The following is a 19,227-nucleotide window of genomic DNA, read 5'->3' as shown; positions in this document are numbered from 1 at the left end:
AGTGGCGTCGCCCTGACCCCTTCACGGTGGACGCGCACCCCGCCGGAGGTGTCGGGTCCCTAGGGTGGACGCCATGACGGGGTTCGCCGACCGCACGCCGCCGGCACCGTGCTGCTCACCCGCCGCGGACACCGCGAGAACTCTGCCGGAGGCCGGACCCGTCACGACGACGGGCATCCACCGGGTGACGCAACGTCCGCTGGCCGGGGGTCGCTTCGCGATGGGTGACGCGTTCGCCGAAGGTGTCGCGACCGACGGGGAGACGCCGTGCCACACCGTCGCCGTCGCCGCGTTCGCCATGGACGAGACCGCCGTCCGCACCGCCGATTTCGCGGCGTTCGTCGACGACACCGGATACCGCACCACCGCGGAGAGGGCGGGGTCGTCGGCGGTGTTCCACGCGCTGGTCGACGCCGCCTCGGTCGATGTCCTCGGTGTCGCACCCACCGCGCCGTGGTGGTGGGAGGTGCGCGGCGCCGATTGGCGACACCCGTTCGGACCGGGCATCACCCCCGGCGGCGACCTCGCCGACCACCCGGTGGTGCACGTGTCGCACCACGACGCGCTCGCCTACTGCCGGTGGGCGTCGCGGGCGCTGCCCACCGAGGCGCAGTGGGAGTACGCGGCGCGCGGCGGACTCGAGGGCACCCGCTTCGGGTGGGGCGACGACCGTACGACACCGTCGGGTACCGAGCTGTGCCACGTCTACGACGCCGCGGTGTGGGACTCGCCGTTCCCGGCGCGGCCGGGTTCGCGGGTGGGTGCGCCGCCGACACTGACCGTCGATGCGCTGCCGCCCAACGGGTTCGGCCTACGGCAGATGTCGGGCAACGTGTGGGAGTGGTGTGCCGACCGCTTCGACCCGCGGTGGTATCGACGCAGTCCGACCGCCGACCCGACGGGTCCGGACCGCGGTGCGACCCGGGTGCTGCGCGGCGGCTCCCACCTGTGCGACGACTCGTACTGTCGGCGCTACCGAGTCGCGGCGCGTTCGCACACCACCCCCGCATCGTCGGCGGGCAACATCGGGTTCCGCACCGTCTCGCCCTGCTGACCTCAGAGTGCGGAGAAGGCCTCGTCGAGAAGGGTTCGCGCGCCGATCATCTCGGCGTCCTCGCCGTTGAGCAGATCGTCGAGCCCCTGCTGGAAGATGCCGTCGAAGGTCACGTAGACGAGTTGCCGGGTCAGTCGCGCCGGGGTGCCGCGGAGTTCGCAGTACCGACTGACGACGTTCCAGATCATCTCGGCGCGGCGGAGTTCGATCTCGCGGACCTCGTCGCGGAGCGACTCCTCGTAGCGGGTCTGGTTGCGCAGGTCGTACCAGAGGCGATGCAGTGCCGAGTCGGCGCGGAGTGTCGCGACGAACATCGACGAGAAGTCCCGTCGGAGTTCCTCGGCCGTCGTCGCCGAGGCCACGGCCTCGTCGTAGCGCGTGACGCACATGTCCTCGTAGATGCGGACCGCCTCGGCGATGAGGTCGAGCTTGTCGCGGAAGTAGTAGTGCAGGACCCCGTGCGAGAACGCGGAGTTCTGCGCGATCTCGCGCAGGCTGGTGCGCGCGTAGCCCAGTTCGGCGAGTGTCTTCAGCGTCGCGGTCGCGAGCTCGCTACGGCGCGCGGCGAACTTGTCCGGGCCTCGCTGCCCCGACCGCACGTCGGGTCGCGTGGCGGTGGTCATCGACCGAGTGTACGGCGCGATCGGTGCGCAACGTGCGCCGACGAGCGCCGCAGGGCGCGCTTCCCTGACACCCGGCCAAAGATTTCTTGACACCTGACCAACAATTCCTTGACAGCTGTCAAAGGACGTTCTTAGTGTGATGCCGATCGCATTCATCCTCGGTTGTGCCCGGCATCTCCCGCCGGGCCACGTCCGTCCAGGGAAGGGCACACACATGACGAGTTACGACCTCACGGGCCGGAAGGCGCTGGTCACCGGTGCAGCACAGGGGCTCGGCGCCGGGATGGCGTCGGCGTTGGCACAGGCCGGGGCTGCCGTCGCGGTCGCCGACATCAACGACGACCTCGGTCACGAGACGGTCGACAGCCTGCGCGCGGCCGGCGCGAAGGCGGAGTTCGTGCACCTCGACGTCCGGCACGACGCCGAGTGGGAGTCGGCCATGTCGACGGCTGTCGCCGCACTCGGCGGCATCGACATCGTCGTCAACAACGCCGGGGTCGAGGTCACCGACCTGCTGATCGACTTCGACGCCGAGGCCGCGTCGACCCTGCTGTCGGTGAACGTCCTCGGGACGGCGCTGGGCATCAAGCACGCGTTCCGCGCCATGCGTCCCGGCGGGGCAGCGGGTGCCGGCGGCGCCGTGGTCAACATCGCGTCGGTCGCCGCCACCATCGCGTTCCCCGGTATCGCGCTCTACTCCGCCTCGAAGTCGGCCATCGACCGCCTCACCCGCGTCGCGGCCGCCGAATCGGGCAAGCTCGGCTACGGCGTGCGGATCAACTGCATCTATCCCGGCCTCACCCCGACGGCCATGGGCAACAAGCTCGCCGTCGAGACCGCGGGACTCGGACTGTTCGACTCGCCCGAGGCCGCCGCGGGTGCCGTCGCCGAGCTCACCCCGCTCGGGCGACTCGGCCAGGTCGACGACATGGCCGACGCGGTGGTCTTCCTGTCGTCCGACGCGGCGAAGTTCATCACCGGCGCCGGGCTCCCGGTCGACGGCGGGATGGGGATGTGACCCTGACGCCGATCCTCGTGTCGGCGCGGGTCCTGTTGTGACGCTGGCGTTCTACCTCGACAAGGGGGCATCGCTCGGTCCGGATGCGCCGTGCCTCACCCTGCACGGGGAGTCGATGAGCTACGGCGAGGTCGTCGCACTCTCGCACGCCGTCGCCCGCGCTCTGCGCCGATCCGGTGTGCGCCCCGGGGACAAGGTGGGGATCCTCTCGGCCAACCACCCCACCTCGTTCGCGTGCGTGTTCGGGATCGCGCGGACCGCCGCGGTGTGGTGTCCCATCAACCCGCGCAACGCAGCTCAGGAGAACGCGGACCTCCTCGATCTCATCGACTGCACGACCCTGCTGTTCCAGCCCGCGTTCGACGGCCTCGTGGCCGAGATCGCGCCGCAGCTCCCGTCGCTGGTGACACTCGTGCGGCTCGGCGAGTCCGACGCCACCGCGACCGGTCTCGACGACTGGCTCGCCGCGGCGGCCGACGACGACCCGGTCGACGACGCCCCCGTCGACGACGTCGTCGCGCTCGTCGGCACGGGCGGCACCACGGGTCGCCCGAAAGGGGTGATGCTCACCGACCGCAACCTGCAGACGATGACGTCGGTCGTGCTCATGCGCTATCCGTTCGAGGGGCGGCCGCGGTACCTCGCGCTGGCCCCGTTGACCCACGCGGCCGGCGTCCTGTGCTTCCCGATCATGGCGCTCGGCGGCGAGATCGTCGTGATGGACCACCCGGACGTCGGAGAGTTCCTCGAACACGTTGCGCGACACGGGATCACCCATACCTTCCTGCCGCCGACGCTGATCTACATGGTGCTCGCCCACGAGTCGCTCGACACCACGGATCTGTCGTCGCTGCAATGCTTCTGGTACGGGGCGGCGCCCATCTCGACCAGCCGCCTGGCCGAGGCGCTGACGCGGATCGGGCCGATGGCGCAGCTCTTCGGTCAGTCCGAGGCGCCGATGATGATCTCCACCCTGTCGCCGGCCCAGCACCGTCGGCCCGACGGCAGCATCCATCACGATCGGCTCGCCTCCGCGGGGTTCCCGTCGCCGCTGGTGACCGTCGCGATCCTCGACGAGGACGGGGTGGCCGTGCCGGCGGGCGAACGCGGCGAGGTGTGTGTCCGTGGGCCGTTGGTGATGGCCGGCTACTACCGGAACCCGGACGCGACGGCCGCGGCGTCGGAGCACGGCTGGCACCACACCGGCGACATCGGGTTCCTCGACGACGACGGACTGCTCCACATCGTCGACCGCGCCAAGGACATGATCATCACCGGCGGCTTCAACGTGTACTCCGCGGAGGTGGAGCAGGCGCTCATGGCGCACGACGCCGTCCGCGATTGCGCCGTCGTCGGTCTCCCCGACGAGAAGTGGGGCGAACGGGTCACCGCCGTCGTCCTCCTTCACGACGGCGTCCCGCCCAGCGCTGAGGAACTGACCGCGTTCGTGAAGGCACGCATCGGATCGGTCAAGGCGCCCAAGCAGATCGAGATCTGGCCCGACCTGCCCCGCTCCACCGTCGGCAAGATCCTCAAGACCGACATCCGCTCCACCCTCACCATCCACTGACCCCCGCTCCAACCGAGGAGGACTCCATGCTCGAACTCGCCCTGTACCTGCCCAACTTCCGCGAGAAGATCACCGTCACCGAACTCGAGGACCTCACCGCCCTCGCGGAGGAACTCGAGTACGAGTCGGTCTGGACCCTCGACCGCATCATCGTCCCCGAGTCGTCGGATCGCGCGGAGATGGAGTTCGCCTTCGGCATGATGCACGAGCTGCCCAAGCAGCTCCCCGTGTCGTCGAGAGGGGAGTTCCTGCAGGGGTTCCCGCTGATCCCGTGGCTCGCCGCGAAGACCACCAAGGTCCGTATCGGCATGAGCATCATCGACACCCCCTACCGGTCGCCGGGTGTCCTCGCCGCCGAACTCGCCACCATCGACCACCTGAGCAACGGTCGGCTCAACGTCGCCGTCGGATCGGGGTGGATGCCCGAGGAGTTCGCCGCCGCGAGCGCGGGCCACATCTTCCCGCGACGTCACCAGCACCTGCGCGAATCGATCGAGATCATGCAGGGCATCTGGGCGAACGACGTGTTCGAATACCACGGGGAGTTCGCCGATTTCGGTCCCAGCGGCTTCGGCGCCAAGCCGTTGCAGAGTCCGCGCCCGCCGATGTACTTCAGCGGCCTCAAGGACGCGAAGCGCGCGGCGAAGCGCGTCGCGAAGTACGGCCTCGACGGGTGGATCGGCATCCAGGACTCGCCCGAGGAGATCGCGACCTGGCGCGCCGGGATCGCCACGGAACTCGCCGAACTCGACACCCCGCGGACCATCGACGACCTCGACATCGCCAGCATGATCTGGACGGTCATCACCGACGTCGACATGGACGACACCCCGGCCGGCAAGGCGTCGAACCTCCTCGTCGGGTCCGAACGGCAGGTGACCGACATCCTCAAGCGCTATCGCGAGGCGGGACTGACGAAGCTGCTGGTGTGGCCGCCGTTCGCCGACGTGCCCACCGCGAAGACGATGGACGACATGAAGCGCCTCAAGAACGACATCCTCCCGAAGATCGAGGCGATGTAGCTCGTGGCCGTGAGTCAGTCGGGTTCGGTGCGCCGGAGCTGACGCTGGTCGCCCAGCGGGCGACGCGACGGCAGGCTGCGCGTCTTCTCGCGGGCCGGTTCGGTATCGAGCTGGGCGTGGTGGCGGCGCATGAACTCCGCGGCGATCGCGGTACCCGTCGCCTCGTCGAGGAGCTCGTCGCCGGTGTCGGTCCGCCAGGTGTGCAGGCGGGCGGCGAGATCGTCGCGGAGGTCGGCGTGCGCGGGGTCCTCGGCGAGGTTGGTCCGTTCGAGCGGGTCGGTCCGCAGGTCGTACAGCTCGCGTTCCGGCCGTGGGAGGTCCTGGGAGCCGTCCAGCGCCAACGCCGACGGGCTGTCGAGGATGTCGAGCGGGAGGCTGAGCGCCGGTCGGCGGGCGTAGTTCTCGATGTAGCGATGGGTGGGTGTGCGGACGGCCCGGATCGGGTCGAAGCTGTCGTGGAACGTCTTCTCGGTGAACAGCTCCGAGCGCACCGGATCGGCCGGGGCCGGATCCTCGCCGAACATCTCCGCGGCGTGGGAGAAGCCCTCCATGTCGTCGGGCACGTCGAGCCCGAGGGCGTCGAGGAGCGTGGGGGACAGGTCGACGCCGCTGAACAGGTCGGAGTAGTGGTGCGGTGCCACCCCGCGGGCGCTCGGCGGCCGGATGATGCATGCGACGCCCGTACCCGCCTCGTAGAGCGTGGATTTGGCGCGGGGGAACGCGACACCGTGATCGGTGATGAACACGATCCACGTGCTGTCGTCGAGACCGAGGTCGGTGACCGTTTGCAACAGACGTCCCACCGCCGCATCGGCTTTGGTCACCGACGCCTGCAGGCCCGCGATGTCCTCCCGCACCGGACGGGCGTCGGGGAGGAACGGCGGCACCGTCACCCCGGCCGGATCCTCGGGCGGGTACTCGTCGGCGGGGTAGGGGCGGTGCGTCTCGAAGAAGCCGGCGGTCAGCAGGAACGGACCGTCGGTGCCGTGCTCGGTCAGCCACTCCTGGCTGCGCGCGACGACGTGGTCGCAGCGGGAGTCCGAGACGTCCCAGTCGTCGAATCCGATCCGCGCCGGGTCCGAGCTCTCGTGCTGCATGCCGAACAGCTGCGTCGTCCACCCCGCGGCGGACAGGATCGCCGGGAGCGTGCGGACGTCGTCGTGGTACTCGAACCCGTGGTGGGCCAGGCCGATCAGGCCCGTGGAGTGCGGGTAGCGCCCGGTGAACAGGGCTCCGCGAGCGGGGGAGCACAGGGGCGCGGCGGCATGCGCGTCGGTGAGCAGGACACCGGCCGCGGCGAGCGCGTCGAGGTGGGGACTCACGACGCCCGCGGCGCCGTAGCAGGCGAGGTGGCGGCCGAGGTCGTGCCAGTGCACGAACAGGACGCTGTCGCGGGTGGGGCTCACCGGCCGAGCGGACCCCGGCCGAGACGCAGCAGCATCATCGCGAGGGTGTGACCCTCCTGGCCGAGCTCGGAGAAACGCTGCAGGACCTTCATCTCGCGGCTGTGCACGAGGCGCGGTCCGCCCGACGCCATGCGGGTGCGCCCGACCTTCTTCGAGATGGCGGTGCGACGTTTGATGGCGCCGAGGATGATCGCGTCGAGGCGGTCGATCTCGAGGCGGAGTTCGTCGATCTCGTCGGGGAGGTCGTCGACGTCGGACGAGAGCCCGTAGCTGCTCAGGTCGATCGGCGGGCCGGCCGCATCGTCGGAGGCGTTCATCCGACCGATCTTGCCACGTGTGTCGACCGATCCCGGGGCGGGCGACTGGTACCAATGAGCGGTGGCGCACCCGACCCGTATGACCCCGCGCGCGTCGGTCGACGTGCCCGCCCGCCCATGGTCGGCGCATTCGGGCCGAGTGATGCCGGTCGCCCTCGGGGTGTTGCTGCTCGTCCACCTGGCACTGCGCGTCCACGTGCTCGCGCGGGGCAACTTCTACTGGGACGACCTGATCCTCAGCGCGCGGGCGGGCACCCACGGTTTCCTCGCCCCGTCGCTGCTGTTCGACGACCACGACGGGCACCTGATGCCCGCGGCGATGGCGCTGGTCGACACGGTCACCGCCGTGGCCCCGCTGAGCTGGCCGGTGGCCGCGGCCACGCTGCTCCTCGGGCAACTCGTGGCGACGGCGTCGGTGGCGCGGATGGTCGTCGTCGTCGCCGGATGGCGACCGGCCGCACTGGTGGCCCTCGCCTTCTACCTGCTCACGCCGATGGCCGTGCCGTCGTTCGCATGGTGGGCGTCGGGGCTCAACAACCTCCCGATGCAGGCCGCGATGGCGTGGGTGGTCACCGATGTCGTGCTGCTGACGCGCGACCGCGCCGGTGCCGCGTCGGGTGGGCCGCGGTCCCCAGCGATCGAGAGTCCGCCGGTCGGGAGTCGGACGATCGTGGTCCGCTCGACAGTGGTGTTCGCCGTCGCCCTGGCGTTCTTCGAGAAGTCGGCGCTGATCCTGCCGGTCGCGTTCGCGGTCGCGCTCCTCGGTGTGCGGCTGTCGCAGCTCGCTCGCGATCCGGGGGAGCCGACCCGCGCACTGCCGGCGGTCTGGCGTCGCGCCAGCGGCCTGTGGATCTCGCTGGCGGCGGTGGCCGCGGTGTGGGCGGTGGCGTTCTGGGTGATCGGACGTCCGACCGCGGGCGAACACTCCCTGCGCCAGACCGCTGCACTGGTGTGGCGCGCGGTGTCCGACGGTGTCGTCCCTGCCGTCGCGGGTGGGCCCTGGACGTGGGACCGCTGGGTTCCCAGCCCGCCGTTCGGCACACCGACCGTCAGTCTGCAGGTCGTCGGCTGGCTGATCGTCATCGGCGCGGTCGTCGCGGCGGTCCGTGCGCGACACGGTGCGGTGGCGATCGTCGTCAGCACGGTCGGCTACATCGTGGTGGCCCAGGCGCTGGTGAGCTGGAACCGCAGCAGCACGACGACGGCGCTGGAGTTGTCGCAGACCCTGCGCTATCTCCCCGACACCGCCGTCGTGCTCGTGGCCGCGGCGGCCCTGGTGATCGCGGCGCCGGCGCGACCGGGCGGGCATCCGAGCCGTCGGCTGCGGATGCTCGGATCGACGGTCGTCGCGTTCACGGCCATCGGGTCGGTGGTGTCGACGGTGACGTTCGCCGCGTCGTGGTCGCACGACCCCACCGGCGACTACGTCAGGACTGCACGCGCATCCCTGGCCGCCTCGGCCGACACCCCGATGTTCTCCCAGCCCGTCCCCCTGGAGGTGCTGACGCCGGTCGCCTACCCCGACAACCTCGTCGACACCGTGTTCTCCGGTCTGTCGACGCGTCCTGAGTTCGGCGACTGGACCGACGATCTGCGTGTGTTGAGCCCGAGGGGCGCGATCACCCCGGGCGCGGTGACCCGGACACGGGCGTTCGCCGCCGGCGCGGGTGCCTGTGACCGCCCCGAGGTCACCGGACCGACCATGCTCCCGCTCGACGGCCCGCTCATCCGCTGGCGGTGGACCGTGCAGTTCGCCTATTGCGCGAACGCCGGTGGCGAGGTCGAGGTGCGGATCGGGGACAGCGCGCCGGTGATCGCGCCGGTCGAGGCGGGCCTGCACGGCCTGTGGGTCCAGGCCTCCGGTACCGGGACGACCGTCTCGGTGCGTCCCCGCACGCCCGGGTTGGCGCTGCACCTCGCCGCCGGCGTGGTCGGCGAGGTGTACGACCCCGCGCTCCTCCGCTGAGCCCCGATCGATCCACTAGAACACCTGTGCGCATGGCGCGGACATCCTGTCCGACCGCGCGGGTAGGATCGCTCCCTGATGACACCCGCACCACAGCCCTCTCTTCCCGGCCTCACCAGGGGCGATCCCGTGGTCTCCGGGATGTCCGGCGACGCCCTCACCGATCGTGCCCGCGAACTGCTCGAGGGCCTCAACCCCCAGCAGCGCGCCGCCGTGATGCACACCGGCGGCCCCCTGCTGATCGTCGCGGGCGCCGGATCGGGCAAGACCTCGGTGCTCACCCGCCGTATCGCGTATCTGCTCGCCCAGCGCGACGTCTCGCCGGGTGAGGTGCTGGCCATCACGTTCACCAACAAGGCCGCCGCCGAGATGCGCGAACGCGTGATCGAGCTCGTCGGCCCGCGTGCGAACCGCATGTGGGTGTCGACGTTCCACTCCACCTGCGTCCGGATCCTGCGCGCGCAGGCTGCGCTCATCGAGAGCCGCAACTCGAACTTCTCCATCTACGACGCCGACGACTCCAAGCGGCTGCTGGCGATGATCGTGCGCGACCTCGATCTCGACCCGAAGAAGTTCAGCCCCCGCGGCTCGGGCATCCACATCTCGAACCTGAAGAACGAGCTCATCAGCCCCGAGTCGGCGACGGCGACGGCCGCCGAGGCCGACGACGACACCGCCACCACCCTCGCCGACATCTACTCGCGCTACCAGGCGCGTCTGCGGGCGGCGAACGCGTTCGACTTCGACGACCTCATCGGCGAAACCGTTGCGCTGCTGCAGAATCATCCCGAGGTCGCCGAGTACTACCGGCGCCGGTTCCGACACGTGCTGGTCGACGAGTACCAGGACACCAACCACGCCCAGTACGTGCTGGTGCGTGAACTGGTGGGCACCGGCGAGGGTGCGGTGACCCCGTCCGAACTGTGTGTCGTCGGCGACGCCGACCAGTCGATCTACGCGTTCCGCGGCGCGACGATCCGCAACATCGAGGAGTTCGAGCGCGACTTCCCCGACACCGAGACCGTGCTGCTCGAACAGAACTACCGCTCCACCCAGACGATCCTGTCGGCGGCGAACGCGGTGATCGCGCGCAACCCCAACCGTCGTGAGAAGAAACTGTGGACCGATGCCGGCGAGGGCGAACTGATCGCCGGGTACGTCGCCGACAACGAGCACGACGAGGCGTCGTTCATCGCCCGTGAGATCGACTCCCTCTGCGACACCGGCGAGTTCACGTACTCCGATGTCGCCGTGTTCTATCGGACGAACACCGGGTCGCGGTCGTTGGAGGACATCTTCATCCGCCTCGGTATCGCCTACAAGGTCGTCGGCGGGGTGCGGTTCTACGAACGCAAGGAGGTCCGCGACATCGTCGCGTACCTGCGTGTGGTGGCCAACCCCGAGGACACCGTGAGCCTGCGGCGCATCGTCAACACGCCCAAGCGGGCCATCGGGGACCGCGCGCAGGCCTGTGTCGCGGTCTACTCCGAGAACGCGGGCGTGAGCTTCTATCAGGCGCTGATCGATGCGGCCGCGGGCAACGTCCCCCTGCTCAACAGTCGTGCCGTGAAACAGATCTCGGGTTTCGTCGACCTCATCGAAGGTCTGCGCAACGATTTCCTCGCGGTGTTCGGCGAGTCCGACACCCCCGAGGCCGACACCACCACCATCGACGCCGGATCCGAGAGTGCCGACATCGGCGAACTGGTGGAGGCGATCGCCCACCGGTCGGGGTACCGCGACGAGCTGGAGGGCTCGAGCGATCCGCAGGACGGAGCGCGGCTCGACAACGTCAACGAATTGATCTCGGTGGCACGCGAATTCAGCGCCGACGCCGCCGCACTCGACCCCGCCGACCGGCCCGACCCGGAGGAGGGACTACCCGAGCCCGGTTCGCTCGCGGCGTTCCTCGAGCGGGTGTCGTTGGTCGCCGATGCCGATCAGGTGCCCGACAGCGCCGCGGGCATGGTGACGATGATGACGTTGCACACCGCGAAGGGACTCGAGTTCCCGGTCGTGTTCGTCACCGGCTGGGAGGACGGTCAGTTCCCGCACATGCGGGCCCTGGGCGACCCCGCCGAGCTCAGTGAGGAGAGGCGGCTGGCCTATGTGGGCATCACGCGCGCCCGCAAACGCCTCTACGTCACGCGGTCGATGGTGCGTTCAGCGTGGGGACAACCGGTGTCGAACCCGGAATCACGTTTCCTGCAGGAGATCCCGCAGCATCTCATCGACTGGCGTCGGACCGAGCCGCGTCGGCGTGAACGGTCGTTCGGCAGTTCGGGTGGCTTCTTCGGCTCCGACTCGTTCCGCTCCGGCGGCAACGGCAGCGGTGAGCGCAGCTCGGCCCGCGGGCGCAGCTCGTATTCGGCGAGCCCCACGCGTGGCCGCAACAATCAGGTGTCGGTCGCCGTCGGCGATCGGGTGAACCACGCCAAGTACGGCATGGGCAAGGTCGTCGCGAAAGAGGGATCCGGGGCGACCGAGCGGGTCACGTTCGATTTCGGCAGCAGCGGCCGGATCACACTGATGTCACTGGGCGGACTGCCCGTCGACAAGCTCTAGCGCGGGTCGGACGGCGAGGGGGTCGGACTATCCCGTGTAGTTGGAGAGCGGCACGCCGTGCTCGGGGAACCACGGCATGGGGTCGACCTTCATGCCGTTGACCCAGCGCTCGACGTGAACGTGCGGTCCGGTGGAGAACCCCTCGTTGCCGACGCGGGCGATGACCTGACCGGCCATCACCTTCTCGCCCTTGGTGACGAGGACGCCACTGGAGGCCATGTGGCCGTACATGAAGATGCTGCCGTCGGCGGCCTTCACCTGGATCCAGTTGCCGAAGCCCGACGCCGGCCCGGCCTCCACCACGACACCGTCGGTGGCGGAGTGGATCGGGGTGCCCAGGGGGGCGGCGAAGTCGATGCCGCCGTGGAAGGCGCCCCAGCGGTAGGCGAAGCCCGAGGTGAACTGGTAGAGCCCCATGTCGACCGGCGAGGCGTAGAGCGGCGTGCGGGATGCGGCGTCGGCGGCCGCGGCGTCGCGGGCCATCTTGTCGCCGGTCGCGAGCTGGTCGGTGAAGTCGTGGAGATCGGTGGGTGCGGCACCGGGTGCGACCGCGGCGTCGCCGGTGACCGACGGGTCGAGCGGGGTGACGGCGGCGGCACGGTTCACCGAACCCGACGCGGGCTCGGCCTTTTGCTGCGGTGCCTCGGGGGTCGAACCGGTGTCGATCTGTCCGCTGACGGCGACCACGGCCGCTCCGGCGGCGACGGCGAGAAGCGCGGCGCGACCCTTGAGCGCGGTGGGCGGTGCGGAGACGCGGTGCCTGCCACCCGAGCGCGGGGCGCGGGTCTGCGGCAGGCGACGGAACGCCTTCTCGTCGTCGGCGGGGTCGAAGTCATCGGGGCGGGCGCCGGTGACCGAGAACGGGTGGTGGTGGGCCGTCTCGTCGAACTCGATCTCGGCGATCAGGATGTCCTGGGTGACCTCCGCGGGCAGCGATCGCCGGCGCGGGGTGTCGCGCACGGGACGATCGGTGAGGTCGGAGGAACGGACGTCGGCGTAGCGCTCGTCGGTGCGGCTGTTCGAGGTCGCGGTGTACGGATGGGCGTCGGCTCGAGACGGGTCGGCGAACTCGGCGTCGAGATCATCCCAATCGATCGGGATGATCGAGGTGATCTCCTCGGGTCGCATCCGTACTGCCAAGACTGCACCTTCCGATTCGACACACGCCACCACCGAGGTTCCTCGGTACTGGGCGTGAGCTGCGCCTTTCGGCGACGACCCCCGGTTGAGTTCCGTTGGCGTTCCCCGCGGGGAGATGTGGTCGTGACCACGTGCCTTGGAGACGGTAACGAAATGATTGCAGCGTGTGCAACCGCGCGCGAACAGTTCGTCATCGATGTGAGCTGCATCACAAGAGGTGCTGGTCAGGGGCGATTGGGAGATAACGGACCCGAACGATCGCTCGTGCGGCACCTCTCCTACGCTGACCCAGTGATCTGGGGCACATGCGTCGGGACTGTCCCCGAGCGGTTCCGAGCGCGGCGATACAGTCCGTTGGGGCTCGCGACCGCAGACGATCCTCGCGGGAGAACAACTATCAGGAGCGGGCAAACACTAGAGATGGTGAGCTGAATGGATCTGTTCGAATACCAGGCGAAGGAACTCTTCGCCAAGCACGAAGTCCCCACATCGGCCGGACGTGTTACCGACACGGTGGCCGGGGCGACGCAGATCGCCGAGGAGATCGGCAAGCCCGTCATGGTCAAGGCTCAGGTCAAGGTCGGCGGCCGCGGCAAGGCAGGCGGAGTGAAGTACTCCAAGGACGTCGCGGAGGCCACCGCCAACGCCGAGGCGATCCTGGGACTCGACATCAAGGGCCACGTCGTCAAGAAGCTCCTCGTGGCCGAGGCCAGTGACATCGCGGAGGAGTACTACATCTCCTTCCTGCTCGACCGCACCAACCGCACCTACCTGGCCATGTGCTCGGTGGAGGGTGGCGTCGAGATCGAGGTGACCGCCGAGGAGAACCCCGACGCACTCGCCCGTATCCCCGTCGACGCCGTGAAGGGTGTCGACCTCGCGTTCGCGCGGGAGATCGCCGAAGCGGGCAAGCTGCCCGCCGAGGTCCTCGACGCCGCGGCCAACACCATCCAGAAGCTCTGGGAGGTGTTCATCAACGAAGACGCCCTCCTCGTCGAGGTGAACCCGCTGGTTCGCACCCCCGACGATCAGATCCTGGCGCTCGACGGCAAGGTCACCCTCGACGCGAACGCCGACTTCCGCCAGGAAGGTCATGCCGAGTTCGAGGACAAGGACGCGACCGATCCCCTCGAGCAGAAGGCCAAGGAGAACGACCTCAACTACGTCAAGCTCGACGGACAGGTCGGCATCATCGGCAACGGCGCGGGTCTGGTCATGTCGACCCTCGACGTCGTCGCGTACGCCGGTGAGAAGCACGGCGGCGTGAAGCCCGCCAACTTCCTCGACATCGGTGGCGGCGCCTCGGCCGAGGTCATGGCCGCCGGTCTCGACGTCATCCTCGGCGACGATCAGGTCAAGAGCGTGTTCGTCAACGTCTTCGGTGGCATCACCGCGTGCGACGCGGTCGCCAACGGCATCGTCGGTGCGTTGAAGAAGTTGGGCGACGACGCGAACAAGCCGCTCGTCGTGCGCCTCGACGGCAACAAGGTGGAGGAGGGTCGACAGATCCTCGCCGACGCCGACCACCCGTTGGTGACCTTGGCCGAGACCATGGACTCCGGCGCCGACAAGGCCGCCGAACTGGCGAGCAAGTAAAGGACTGCTGACTCATGTCTATTTTTCTGACCAAGGACTCCAAGGTCATCGTCCAGGGCATCACCGGCGGCGAGGGCACCAAGCACACCGCCCTGATGCTCAAGGCCGGCACCCAGGTCGTCGGCGGCGTCAACGCACGCAAGGCCGGCACCACGGTCTCCCATGACGGTGGCGTGGAACTGCCGGTGTTCGGTTCGGTCGCCGAGGCGATGACCGAGACCGGCGCGGACGTCTCCATCGCGTTCGTGCCGCCGAAGTTCGCCAAGGACGCCATCATCGAGGCGATCGACGCCGAGATCCCGCTGCTGGTCGTCATCACCGAGGGAATCCCGGTGCAGGACAGCGCGTATGCGTGGGCCTACAACAAGTCCAAGGGCGAGAAGACCCGGATCATCGGGCCCAACTGCCCCGGCATCATCACCCCCGGTGAGTCGCTCGTGGGCATCACGCCCGCGAACATCGCGGGCAAGGGTGAGATCGGCCTGGTGTCGAAGTCGGGCACGCTGACCTACCAGATGATGTACGAGCTCCGTGACATCGGATTCTCGACCGCCATCGGCATCGGCGGCGACCCGGTCATCGGGACCACGCACATCGACGCCATCGCGGCGTTCGAGGCCGATCCCGACACCAAGGTGATCGTGATGATCGGTGAGATCGGTGGCGACGCCGAGGAGCGTGCCGCCGACTACATCAAGGCCAACGTCACCAAGCCGGTCGTCGGGTACGTCGCGGGATTCACTGCGCCCGAGGGCAAGACGATGGGCCACGCCGGCGCCATCGTGTCCGGCAGCTCGGGCACCGCCCAGGCCAAGAAGGACGCGCTCGAGGCCGCCGGGGTCAAGGTCGGCAAGACCCCCTCGGAGACAGCCGATCTCGCCCGCGAGATCTACAAGGGCCTCTGAGCCCAGAGCTTGTCGCGACGGCCCCGCCTCACGGCGGGGCCGTTGTCGTCGGTACGGGTCAGCGCGCGGCGAGGATCTGCTCGCGGAGGATCTCGGCGTGCCCGCAGTGCTGGGCCAACTCCCGCAACAGGTGCAGGTAGGTCGTCCACAGTGGGTGCGGGGTCCGTCCACGCACCTCGGTGTCGAGATCGAGTGTCGCTGCGACCTCGCGTGATTCGTCGCAGGCGTGCCGGTGGGCGGCCTGGATCGAGGCGATGGTGTCCTCGGGCGCGAGTACCCACGAATCCTCGACGGACTCCGGCAGTCCGATCTCGGCGCGGGAGCGTCCACTGATGTCCTGGTCGAACCACACCCGTTCGGCGAAGGTGACGTGCCGGACGATCCCGAGCAGGGTCGTCGCCGACGGCACCAGCGACCGGCGCACCTCGTCCTCGGTCAGCCCGTTCAGGCTGTCGTGCAGCATCATTCGGTGCTCGTCGAGCAACGCGTCGAAGCGTGCGCGGAAGTCACCGGACGTGGGGATCGTCATCGTCCCAGCATCGCCGACCGGCGTCGGGTCCGCAACGGAGATCGTCCGGCCGCAGGACCGCCGTGGGCAATGTGACCACGGTGGCGTCTGCGCCGGACGATCTCGGCCGAGGCGAGCGGCTACCGCGGCGCCTCGTGCTTCGGGTGGCGGATCGCCTCCCGCATCTCGTACTCGCGTTCCTCGTCGGCGAACCCGCCACCGAGATTGTTGCCGTTCAGCATCGGGTCGCCGCGGAACTGCGTCTCCATGTCGTCGATCGAATAACGACCGCCGTCGGGATCGGAGTCGTCGGGATCGGAGTCCGCGGGGTCGTCGTCCTTCTCGATCGGGTTGGCGTCGGAGTCGAGGCCGTGGGCGGTCAGGATGCGCTCACGGTCGGCCATGCCCTTGCGCATCATCGCGCCCTGCGCGGCGGCCATCATGGTCGTCTTACCCGCGAGGATCCGGTCGAACTCCTTGCTCTCGCGCCACCTCTTGCCGACCAGCATCGTCACGATGCCCAGCACGGCGTAGCCCGCCGCCAGCAGCAGCGGCTGCCAGAACGGTTCCCCGACGCCGTAGAGCTCTCGTTTGATCATCTCGGTGATGCCGTGGCCGACGACGAGCGGATTCAGGTCGCCGAAGATACGCGGCACCATCCATGTCGGGTACGCCGCACCCGACGACGGGATCGACAAGAACACGAACATGAGCAGCGCGACGGCGGTGACGAACCGACCGAAGAAGTACGAGAGCCCGTTGACCGCCAAGCCGATCGCCAGAACCCACAGGAACGAGATCCCGATCATCGGCAGCAGATGGTCGGAGGTGTAGACACCGATCACCGGGCCCGCGAGCAGGTTGGTGAGAACCGATGCGACGACGGCGCCGCCGGCGAGGATGCCGACGCGTGTCCTATGGCTCAACGGCGCGCCCATCATGCCGATGAACATCGCGACCATGTAGCCGCCGATGCACCACGACAGCATCAGGTACATCGCGCCCATGCCGTAGGAGTCGCCTGCCGGCAGTGGGGCGATGTCGTTGATCTGGACCGATGAGCCGCTCTGGGCGAAGGTCTGCGTGAACGCACTCTTCATCAGCGACGCGGCCTGGAACTGGTGCGCGCTGGCGATCGTCACCACCGGCTTGCCGCCGACCTGGGAAGGCAGGCTCAGCGAGGCGGCGGCACTGCCGTCGCGCACGGCCTCGGTCGCCTCGTCGGCGGTCTGGTAGAGCCGGAAGTCGAACATGCCGGCCTGGGCCTTCGAGAACTGGTCGGTGAAGGTCGAGGCGGAGGGGGAGTTGACGACGGCCACGGGCGCGTCGTGGATCTGCGGGGAGTGGAAGGCCCCGAGGTAGCAGAAGCAGAAGGCGATCATGAAGAACACCGGGAGCCACAGCTGCAGGCCGATCATCTGCAGGGCGGGCGGCAGCGAGCTGTAGAACTTTCGCCACCGCGTGGTCAGGGCCTTGATCATGACTTTCCCCTCGTCGTCGGATAGGTAGATGTATAGCCCAACTATATGCAAGGCGCATCTATTTCCGATACGGCGGAGGAATTCTCAGGCGGCGAGCGAACCACCGAAGATCTGCCACGCCAGGAGTGACTTGGCGACGAGGCTGAGAACGAGGTACGTCTTCTCGCCGAACGCGTAGCAGCGCCACGGGCCGATCTCGCGGTACTGCAGCCACTGGTTGACGGCGAAGGTGGAGAAGAAGACGAGCAGCGACACGAAGATGCCGATCACGAAGCCGGGCACCCGGTCGCCCGCGCCGACGAAATTGACCAGGATCGCGATCCAGGGGGCGGCGCCCGCGACACATCCGAACCAGAACGGCAGCATCGTGGTCGCGTCGCGGCCGGGCGGATTCATCCGCTCCTGCAGCCACCCGAACAGGATCATCGCGATGTTCGCGCCGCACACGACGATCACCGTGCCGATGTCGGTCAGACCGAAGTAGAAGCCGATCAGCACGATCATGATGGTCGCGCTGATCGAGTACTCGACCCACCGGAACCGGTTGATGCCGCGCCGGAGATCCGATTCGTAGAGGCCGCGCGCGACGGTCGCGGTCAGAAGATGGTCGACGGCGGCGAGGAACAGGAACACCGCGATCGCGGCGCCGATCGACACGTCGACCAACGACGACGGCGGCGGCTGGGCGGCGCCGGGCGGACCGGTGGGGAACGACGAGGTGATGGTGATGGCGAAGCCGTTGCCCAACAGCAGGATCGCGACCGCCTGCGCGGCGTGGAGCACCGTCAGACCGATGTTCCACCGTCGCAGTCCGGCGAGTGCGGAGTCGGTGACGCCGGTGGCGATCGCAGTCATGAGGCAAACGCTAGTCCGGTCCGCGACCACGGGGCAGGGGCTTGGTCCGCGTCACCGCACGATCGAGACCTGGGGTCGCGCGCAGTTGACTGGCTCGACACACACATCTGTCGGTCTCCGCCGGCGAAGTGCGGTGCGGTGTCGTGCGATCGGGCGACTGTCCGACCACGCGCGTAGAACATTCAATTACTGGTGATTTACCAAACGTTGGGAAAACGAGGCATTACACGATGACGCAACCGCCGTTCGGCAATGGTGGACCCCATCCCTATGAGGGCCAGTGGCCGGGTCAGGAGCCGACGCAGCTCGGTCCACTGCCACAGAATCAGGGCGCCAAGCGCAAGAAGTGGCCGTGGATCGTCGGCGCAGTGGTGGCACTGTTCGTCGCCATCGGACTCGCTTCCGGCGGCGGCACGGACGAGCCGAGCACCGCAGCGTCGTCGCAACCCGTCGTCGAGACCAGAACCGTCACCGTGGAGCCGACTCCCAGCAGTACGGCGCAGCAGCCGACGACGGAGGAAATCGCGGAGCAGGTGACGACAGCCGTCGCCCCTCCGCCGCCCGCGCCCGAGACCCGCAGTCCGGTGTCGTCAGGAGTGCGCAACGCGGCCAGCTCGGCGTCGGACTACTTGTCCTTCTCAGCGTTTTCGCGCTCGGGTCTCATCAAGCAGCTGGAGTTCGAGGACTTCAGCACGGCGGATGCGACAGCGGGGGTCGACTCGCTGGACGTCGACTGGATGGAGCAGGCCGAGAAGTCGGCGAAGAACTACTTGGATCTCAGCTCCTTCTCACAACAGGGTCTGGTCGAGCAGCTGGTGTTCGAAGGGTTCACCGAGAGTCAGGCCCAGCACGGAGCGCAGTCGCAGTACTGATGCCACCGGCGCCAGAGACGCCGTCGCCACGTGCCAATGAACCGGCGATTCGTGAAATACTCCGTAGCGCAGCAGTTTTGAGTACGCTCGAGTGATGACAACCCCTGGCGGCCAAGCCTACGTGGTCCTTCAAGTCATTTTGAAGGAGAAGTTTCTGGGAACAGGATCAGGCAACCTCACCGAACTCGAGAAGGCCATCAATGCGCAGGCCGCCCTCGGGTATCGATTGCACACCATCACGACAGCGTCATCGGGTAGCAAGGGATTCGGCGGCGGTGACCGCATCCAGGCCACGATGGTGTTCGAGAGGCTCGGGCTGTGACACCCTG

The 19,227-nt window shown here is 68.5% G+C and carries 17 protein-coding genes; 10 read left to right on the top strand and 7 right to left on the bottom strand.

All coding sequences use genetic code 11. From position 1 onward, the window contains the following. The first annotated feature begins 73 nt into the window (after positions 1-73). Positions 74-1,054: a formylglycine-generating enzyme family protein gene (locus tag ACQ7HM_RS09930; RefSeq protein WP_434216090.1), complete on the top strand. Its 981-nt coding sequence runs from the start codon at positions 74-76 to the stop codon at positions 1,052-1,054. A gap of 2 nt (positions 1,055-1,056) precedes the next feature. Here the strand turns inward: ACQ7HM_RS09930 and ACQ7HM_RS09925 are convergent, their stop codons facing one another. Then, complete coding sequence (locus ACQ7HM_RS09925) at positions 1,057-1,677, bottom strand: TetR/AcrR family transcriptional regulator (RefSeq protein WP_434216089.1); 621 nt, start codon at positions 1,675-1,677, stop codon at positions 1,057-1,059. A gap of 214 nt (positions 1,678-1,891) precedes the next feature. On the opposite strand from ACQ7HM_RS09925, the gene ACQ7HM_RS09920 reads away from it, so the two are divergent. The 3 genes from ACQ7HM_RS09920 to ACQ7HM_RS09910 are packed head-to-tail and all read left to right on the top strand — an operon-like array spanning position 1,892 to position 5,287. Continuing rightward, positions 1,892-2,695, top strand: a complete 804-nt coding sequence (locus tag ACQ7HM_RS09920) for an SDR family NAD(P)-dependent oxidoreductase (protein ID WP_434216088.1) — start codon at positions 1,892-1,894, stop codon at positions 2,693-2,695. Positions 2,696-2,732: 37 nt separating this feature from the next. Beyond that, a complete protein-coding gene (locus ACQ7HM_RS09915) occupies positions 2,733-4,265 on the top strand; it encodes an acyl-CoA synthetase (RefSeq protein WP_434216087.1) in 1,533 nt (510 codons plus the stop codon). Between the two features lie 26 nt (positions 4,266-4,291). Further along, positions 4,292-5,287, top strand: a complete 996-nt coding sequence (locus tag ACQ7HM_RS09910; RefSeq protein ID WP_434216086.1) for an LLM class flavin-dependent oxidoreductase — start codon at positions 4,292-4,294, stop codon at positions 5,285-5,287. Between the two features lie 14 nt (positions 5,288-5,301). On the opposite strand, the gene ACQ7HM_RS09905 is transcribed toward ACQ7HM_RS09910, so the two are convergent. Next, entirely contained in the window at positions 5,302-6,693 is a 1,392-nt protein-coding gene (locus tag ACQ7HM_RS09905) for a sulfatase family protein (RefSeq protein WP_434216085.1), read from the bottom strand. Continuing rightward, positions 6,690-7,010: a chorismate mutase gene (locus ACQ7HM_RS09900; RefSeq protein ID WP_434216084.1), complete on the bottom strand. Its 321-nt coding sequence runs from the start codon at positions 7,008-7,010 to the stop codon at positions 6,690-6,692. Before ACQ7HM_RS09900 ends, ACQ7HM_RS09905 begins: the two co-directional genes overlap by 4 nt. A 61-nt stretch (positions 7,011-7,071) precedes the next feature. On the opposite strand from ACQ7HM_RS09900, the gene ACQ7HM_RS09895 reads away from it, so the two are divergent. Both ACQ7HM_RS09895 and pcrA read left to right on the top strand, forming a co-directional pair. Continuing rightward, positions 7,072-8,976, top strand: coding sequence for a hypothetical protein (locus ACQ7HM_RS09895; protein WP_434216083.1), 1,905 nt, complete (start codon positions 7,072-7,074; stop codon positions 8,974-8,976). Between the two features lie 78 nt (positions 8,977-9,054). Then, on the top strand, positions 9,055-11,541 hold the full coding sequence (gene pcrA, locus ACQ7HM_RS09890; protein ID WP_434216082.1) for a DNA helicase PcrA: 2,487 nt from the start codon (positions 9,055-9,057) through the stop codon (positions 11,539-11,541). Positions 11,542-11,568: 27 nt separating this feature from the next. On the opposite strand, the gene ACQ7HM_RS09885 is transcribed toward pcrA, so the two are convergent. Further along, positions 11,569-12,681: a M23 family metallopeptidase gene (locus ACQ7HM_RS09885; RefSeq protein ID WP_434216081.1), complete on the bottom strand. Its 1,113-nt coding sequence runs from the start codon at positions 12,679-12,681 to the stop codon at positions 11,569-11,571. A gap of 432 nt (positions 12,682-13,113) precedes the next feature. Here ACQ7HM_RS09885 and sucC point away from each other — a divergent pair, with 432 nt between their 5' ends. Beyond that, on the top strand, positions 13,114-14,277 hold the full coding sequence (gene sucC / locus ACQ7HM_RS09880; RefSeq protein WP_434216080.1) for an ADP-forming succinate--CoA ligase subunit beta: 1,164 nt from the start codon (positions 13,114-13,116) through the stop codon (positions 14,275-14,277). A 14-nt stretch (positions 14,278-14,291) separates the two neighbouring features. Continuing rightward, positions 14,292-15,182 (top strand): succinate--CoA ligase subunit alpha, encoded by an 891-nt coding sequence (sucD, locus tag ACQ7HM_RS09875; RefSeq protein ID WP_434216079.1) that lies wholly within the window; start codon positions 14,292-14,294, stop codon positions 15,180-15,182. Between the two features lie 58 nt (positions 15,183-15,240). Here the strand turns inward: sucD and ACQ7HM_RS09870 are convergent, their stop codons facing one another. From ACQ7HM_RS09870 to heR, 3 genes are all read right to left on the bottom strand, one after another. Next, positions 15,241-15,711 (bottom strand): DinB family protein, encoded by a 471-nt coding sequence (locus ACQ7HM_RS09870; protein ID WP_434216078.1) that lies wholly within the window; start codon positions 15,709-15,711, stop codon positions 15,241-15,243. A gap of 119 nt (positions 15,712-15,830) precedes the next feature. Next, positions 15,831-17,171 (bottom strand): ABC transporter permease, encoded by a 1,341-nt coding sequence (locus ACQ7HM_RS09865; RefSeq protein WP_434216077.1) that lies wholly within the window; start codon positions 17,169-17,171, stop codon positions 15,831-15,833. Between the two features lie 84 nt (positions 17,172-17,255). After that, positions 17,256-18,026, bottom strand: coding sequence for a heliorhodopsin HeR (gene heR / locus ACQ7HM_RS09860; RefSeq protein ID WP_434216076.1), 771 nt, complete (start codon positions 18,024-18,026; stop codon positions 17,256-17,258). Between the two features lie 230 nt (positions 18,027-18,256). Between heR and ACQ7HM_RS09855 the strand changes: the two genes are divergently transcribed. After that, complete coding sequence (locus ACQ7HM_RS09855) at positions 18,257-18,898, top strand: Ltp family lipoprotein (protein ID WP_434216075.1); 642 nt, start codon at positions 18,257-18,259, stop codon at positions 18,896-18,898. A 94-nt stretch (positions 18,899-18,992) separates the two neighbouring features. After that, entirely contained in the window at positions 18,993-19,220 is a 228-nt protein-coding gene (locus ACQ7HM_RS09850; protein ID WP_434216074.1) for a DUF4177 domain-containing protein, read from the top strand. Positions 19,221-19,227 lie beyond the last annotated feature (7 nt).

The organism is Williamsia sp. MIQD14 (assembly GCF_051025635.1).
In the GTDB taxonomy this organism is placed as follows: domain Bacteria; phylum Actinomycetota; class Actinomycetes; order Mycobacteriales; family Mycobacteriaceae; genus Williamsia_A.
The sequence above is the reverse complement of the archived record's forward strand: the minus strand, read 5'-3'. Positions and strand labels throughout refer to the sequence as shown.

Excerpts from the sequence above, each read along its gene's own strand:
- ACQ7HM_RS09930 (WP_434216090.1), top strand. The coding sequence starts at position 74 with ATGACGGGGTTCGCCGACCGCACGCCGCCGGCACCGTGCTGCTCACCC.
- ACQ7HM_RS09925 (WP_434216089.1), bottom strand. The coding sequence starts at position 1,677 with ATGACCACCGCCACGCGACCCGACGTGCGGTCGGGGCAGCGAGGCCCG.
- ACQ7HM_RS09920 (WP_434216088.1), top strand. The coding sequence starts at position 1,892 with ATGACGAGTTACGACCTCACGGGCCGGAAGGCGCTGGTCACCGGTGCA.
- ACQ7HM_RS09910 (WP_434216086.1), top strand. The coding sequence starts at position 4,292 with ATGCTCGAACTCGCCCTGTACCTGCCCAACTTCCGCGAGAAGATCACC.
- ACQ7HM_RS09900 (WP_434216084.1), bottom strand. The coding sequence starts at position 7,010 with ATGAACGCCTCCGACGATGCGGCCGGCCCGCCGATCGACCTGAGCAGC.
- pcrA (WP_434216082.1), top strand. The coding sequence starts at position 9,055 with ATGACACCCGCACCACAGCCCTCTCTTCCCGGCCTCACCAGGGGCGAT.
- sucC (WP_434216080.1), top strand. The coding sequence starts at position 13,114 with ATGGATCTGTTCGAATACCAGGCGAAGGAACTCTTCGCCAAGCACGAA.
- sucD (WP_434216079.1), top strand. The coding sequence starts at position 14,292 with ATGTCTATTTTTCTGACCAAGGACTCCAAGGTCATCGTCCAGGGCATC.
- ACQ7HM_RS09870 (WP_434216078.1), bottom strand. The coding sequence starts at position 15,711 with ATGACGATCCCCACGTCCGGTGACTTCCGCGCACGCTTCGACGCGTTG.
- ACQ7HM_RS09865 (WP_434216077.1), bottom strand. The coding sequence starts at position 17,171 with ATGATCAAGGCCCTGACCACGCGGTGGCGAAAGTTCTACAGCTCGCTG.
- heR (WP_434216076.1), bottom strand. The coding sequence starts at position 18,026 with ATGACTGCGATCGCCACCGGCGTCACCGACTCCGCACTCGCCGGACTG.
- ACQ7HM_RS09855 (WP_434216075.1), top strand. The coding sequence starts at position 18,257 with ATGACGCAACCGCCGTTCGGCAATGGTGGACCCCATCCCTATGAGGGC.
- ACQ7HM_RS09850 (WP_434216074.1), top strand. The coding sequence starts at position 18,993 with ATGACAACCCCTGGCGGCCAAGCCTACGTGGTCCTTCAAGTCATTTTG.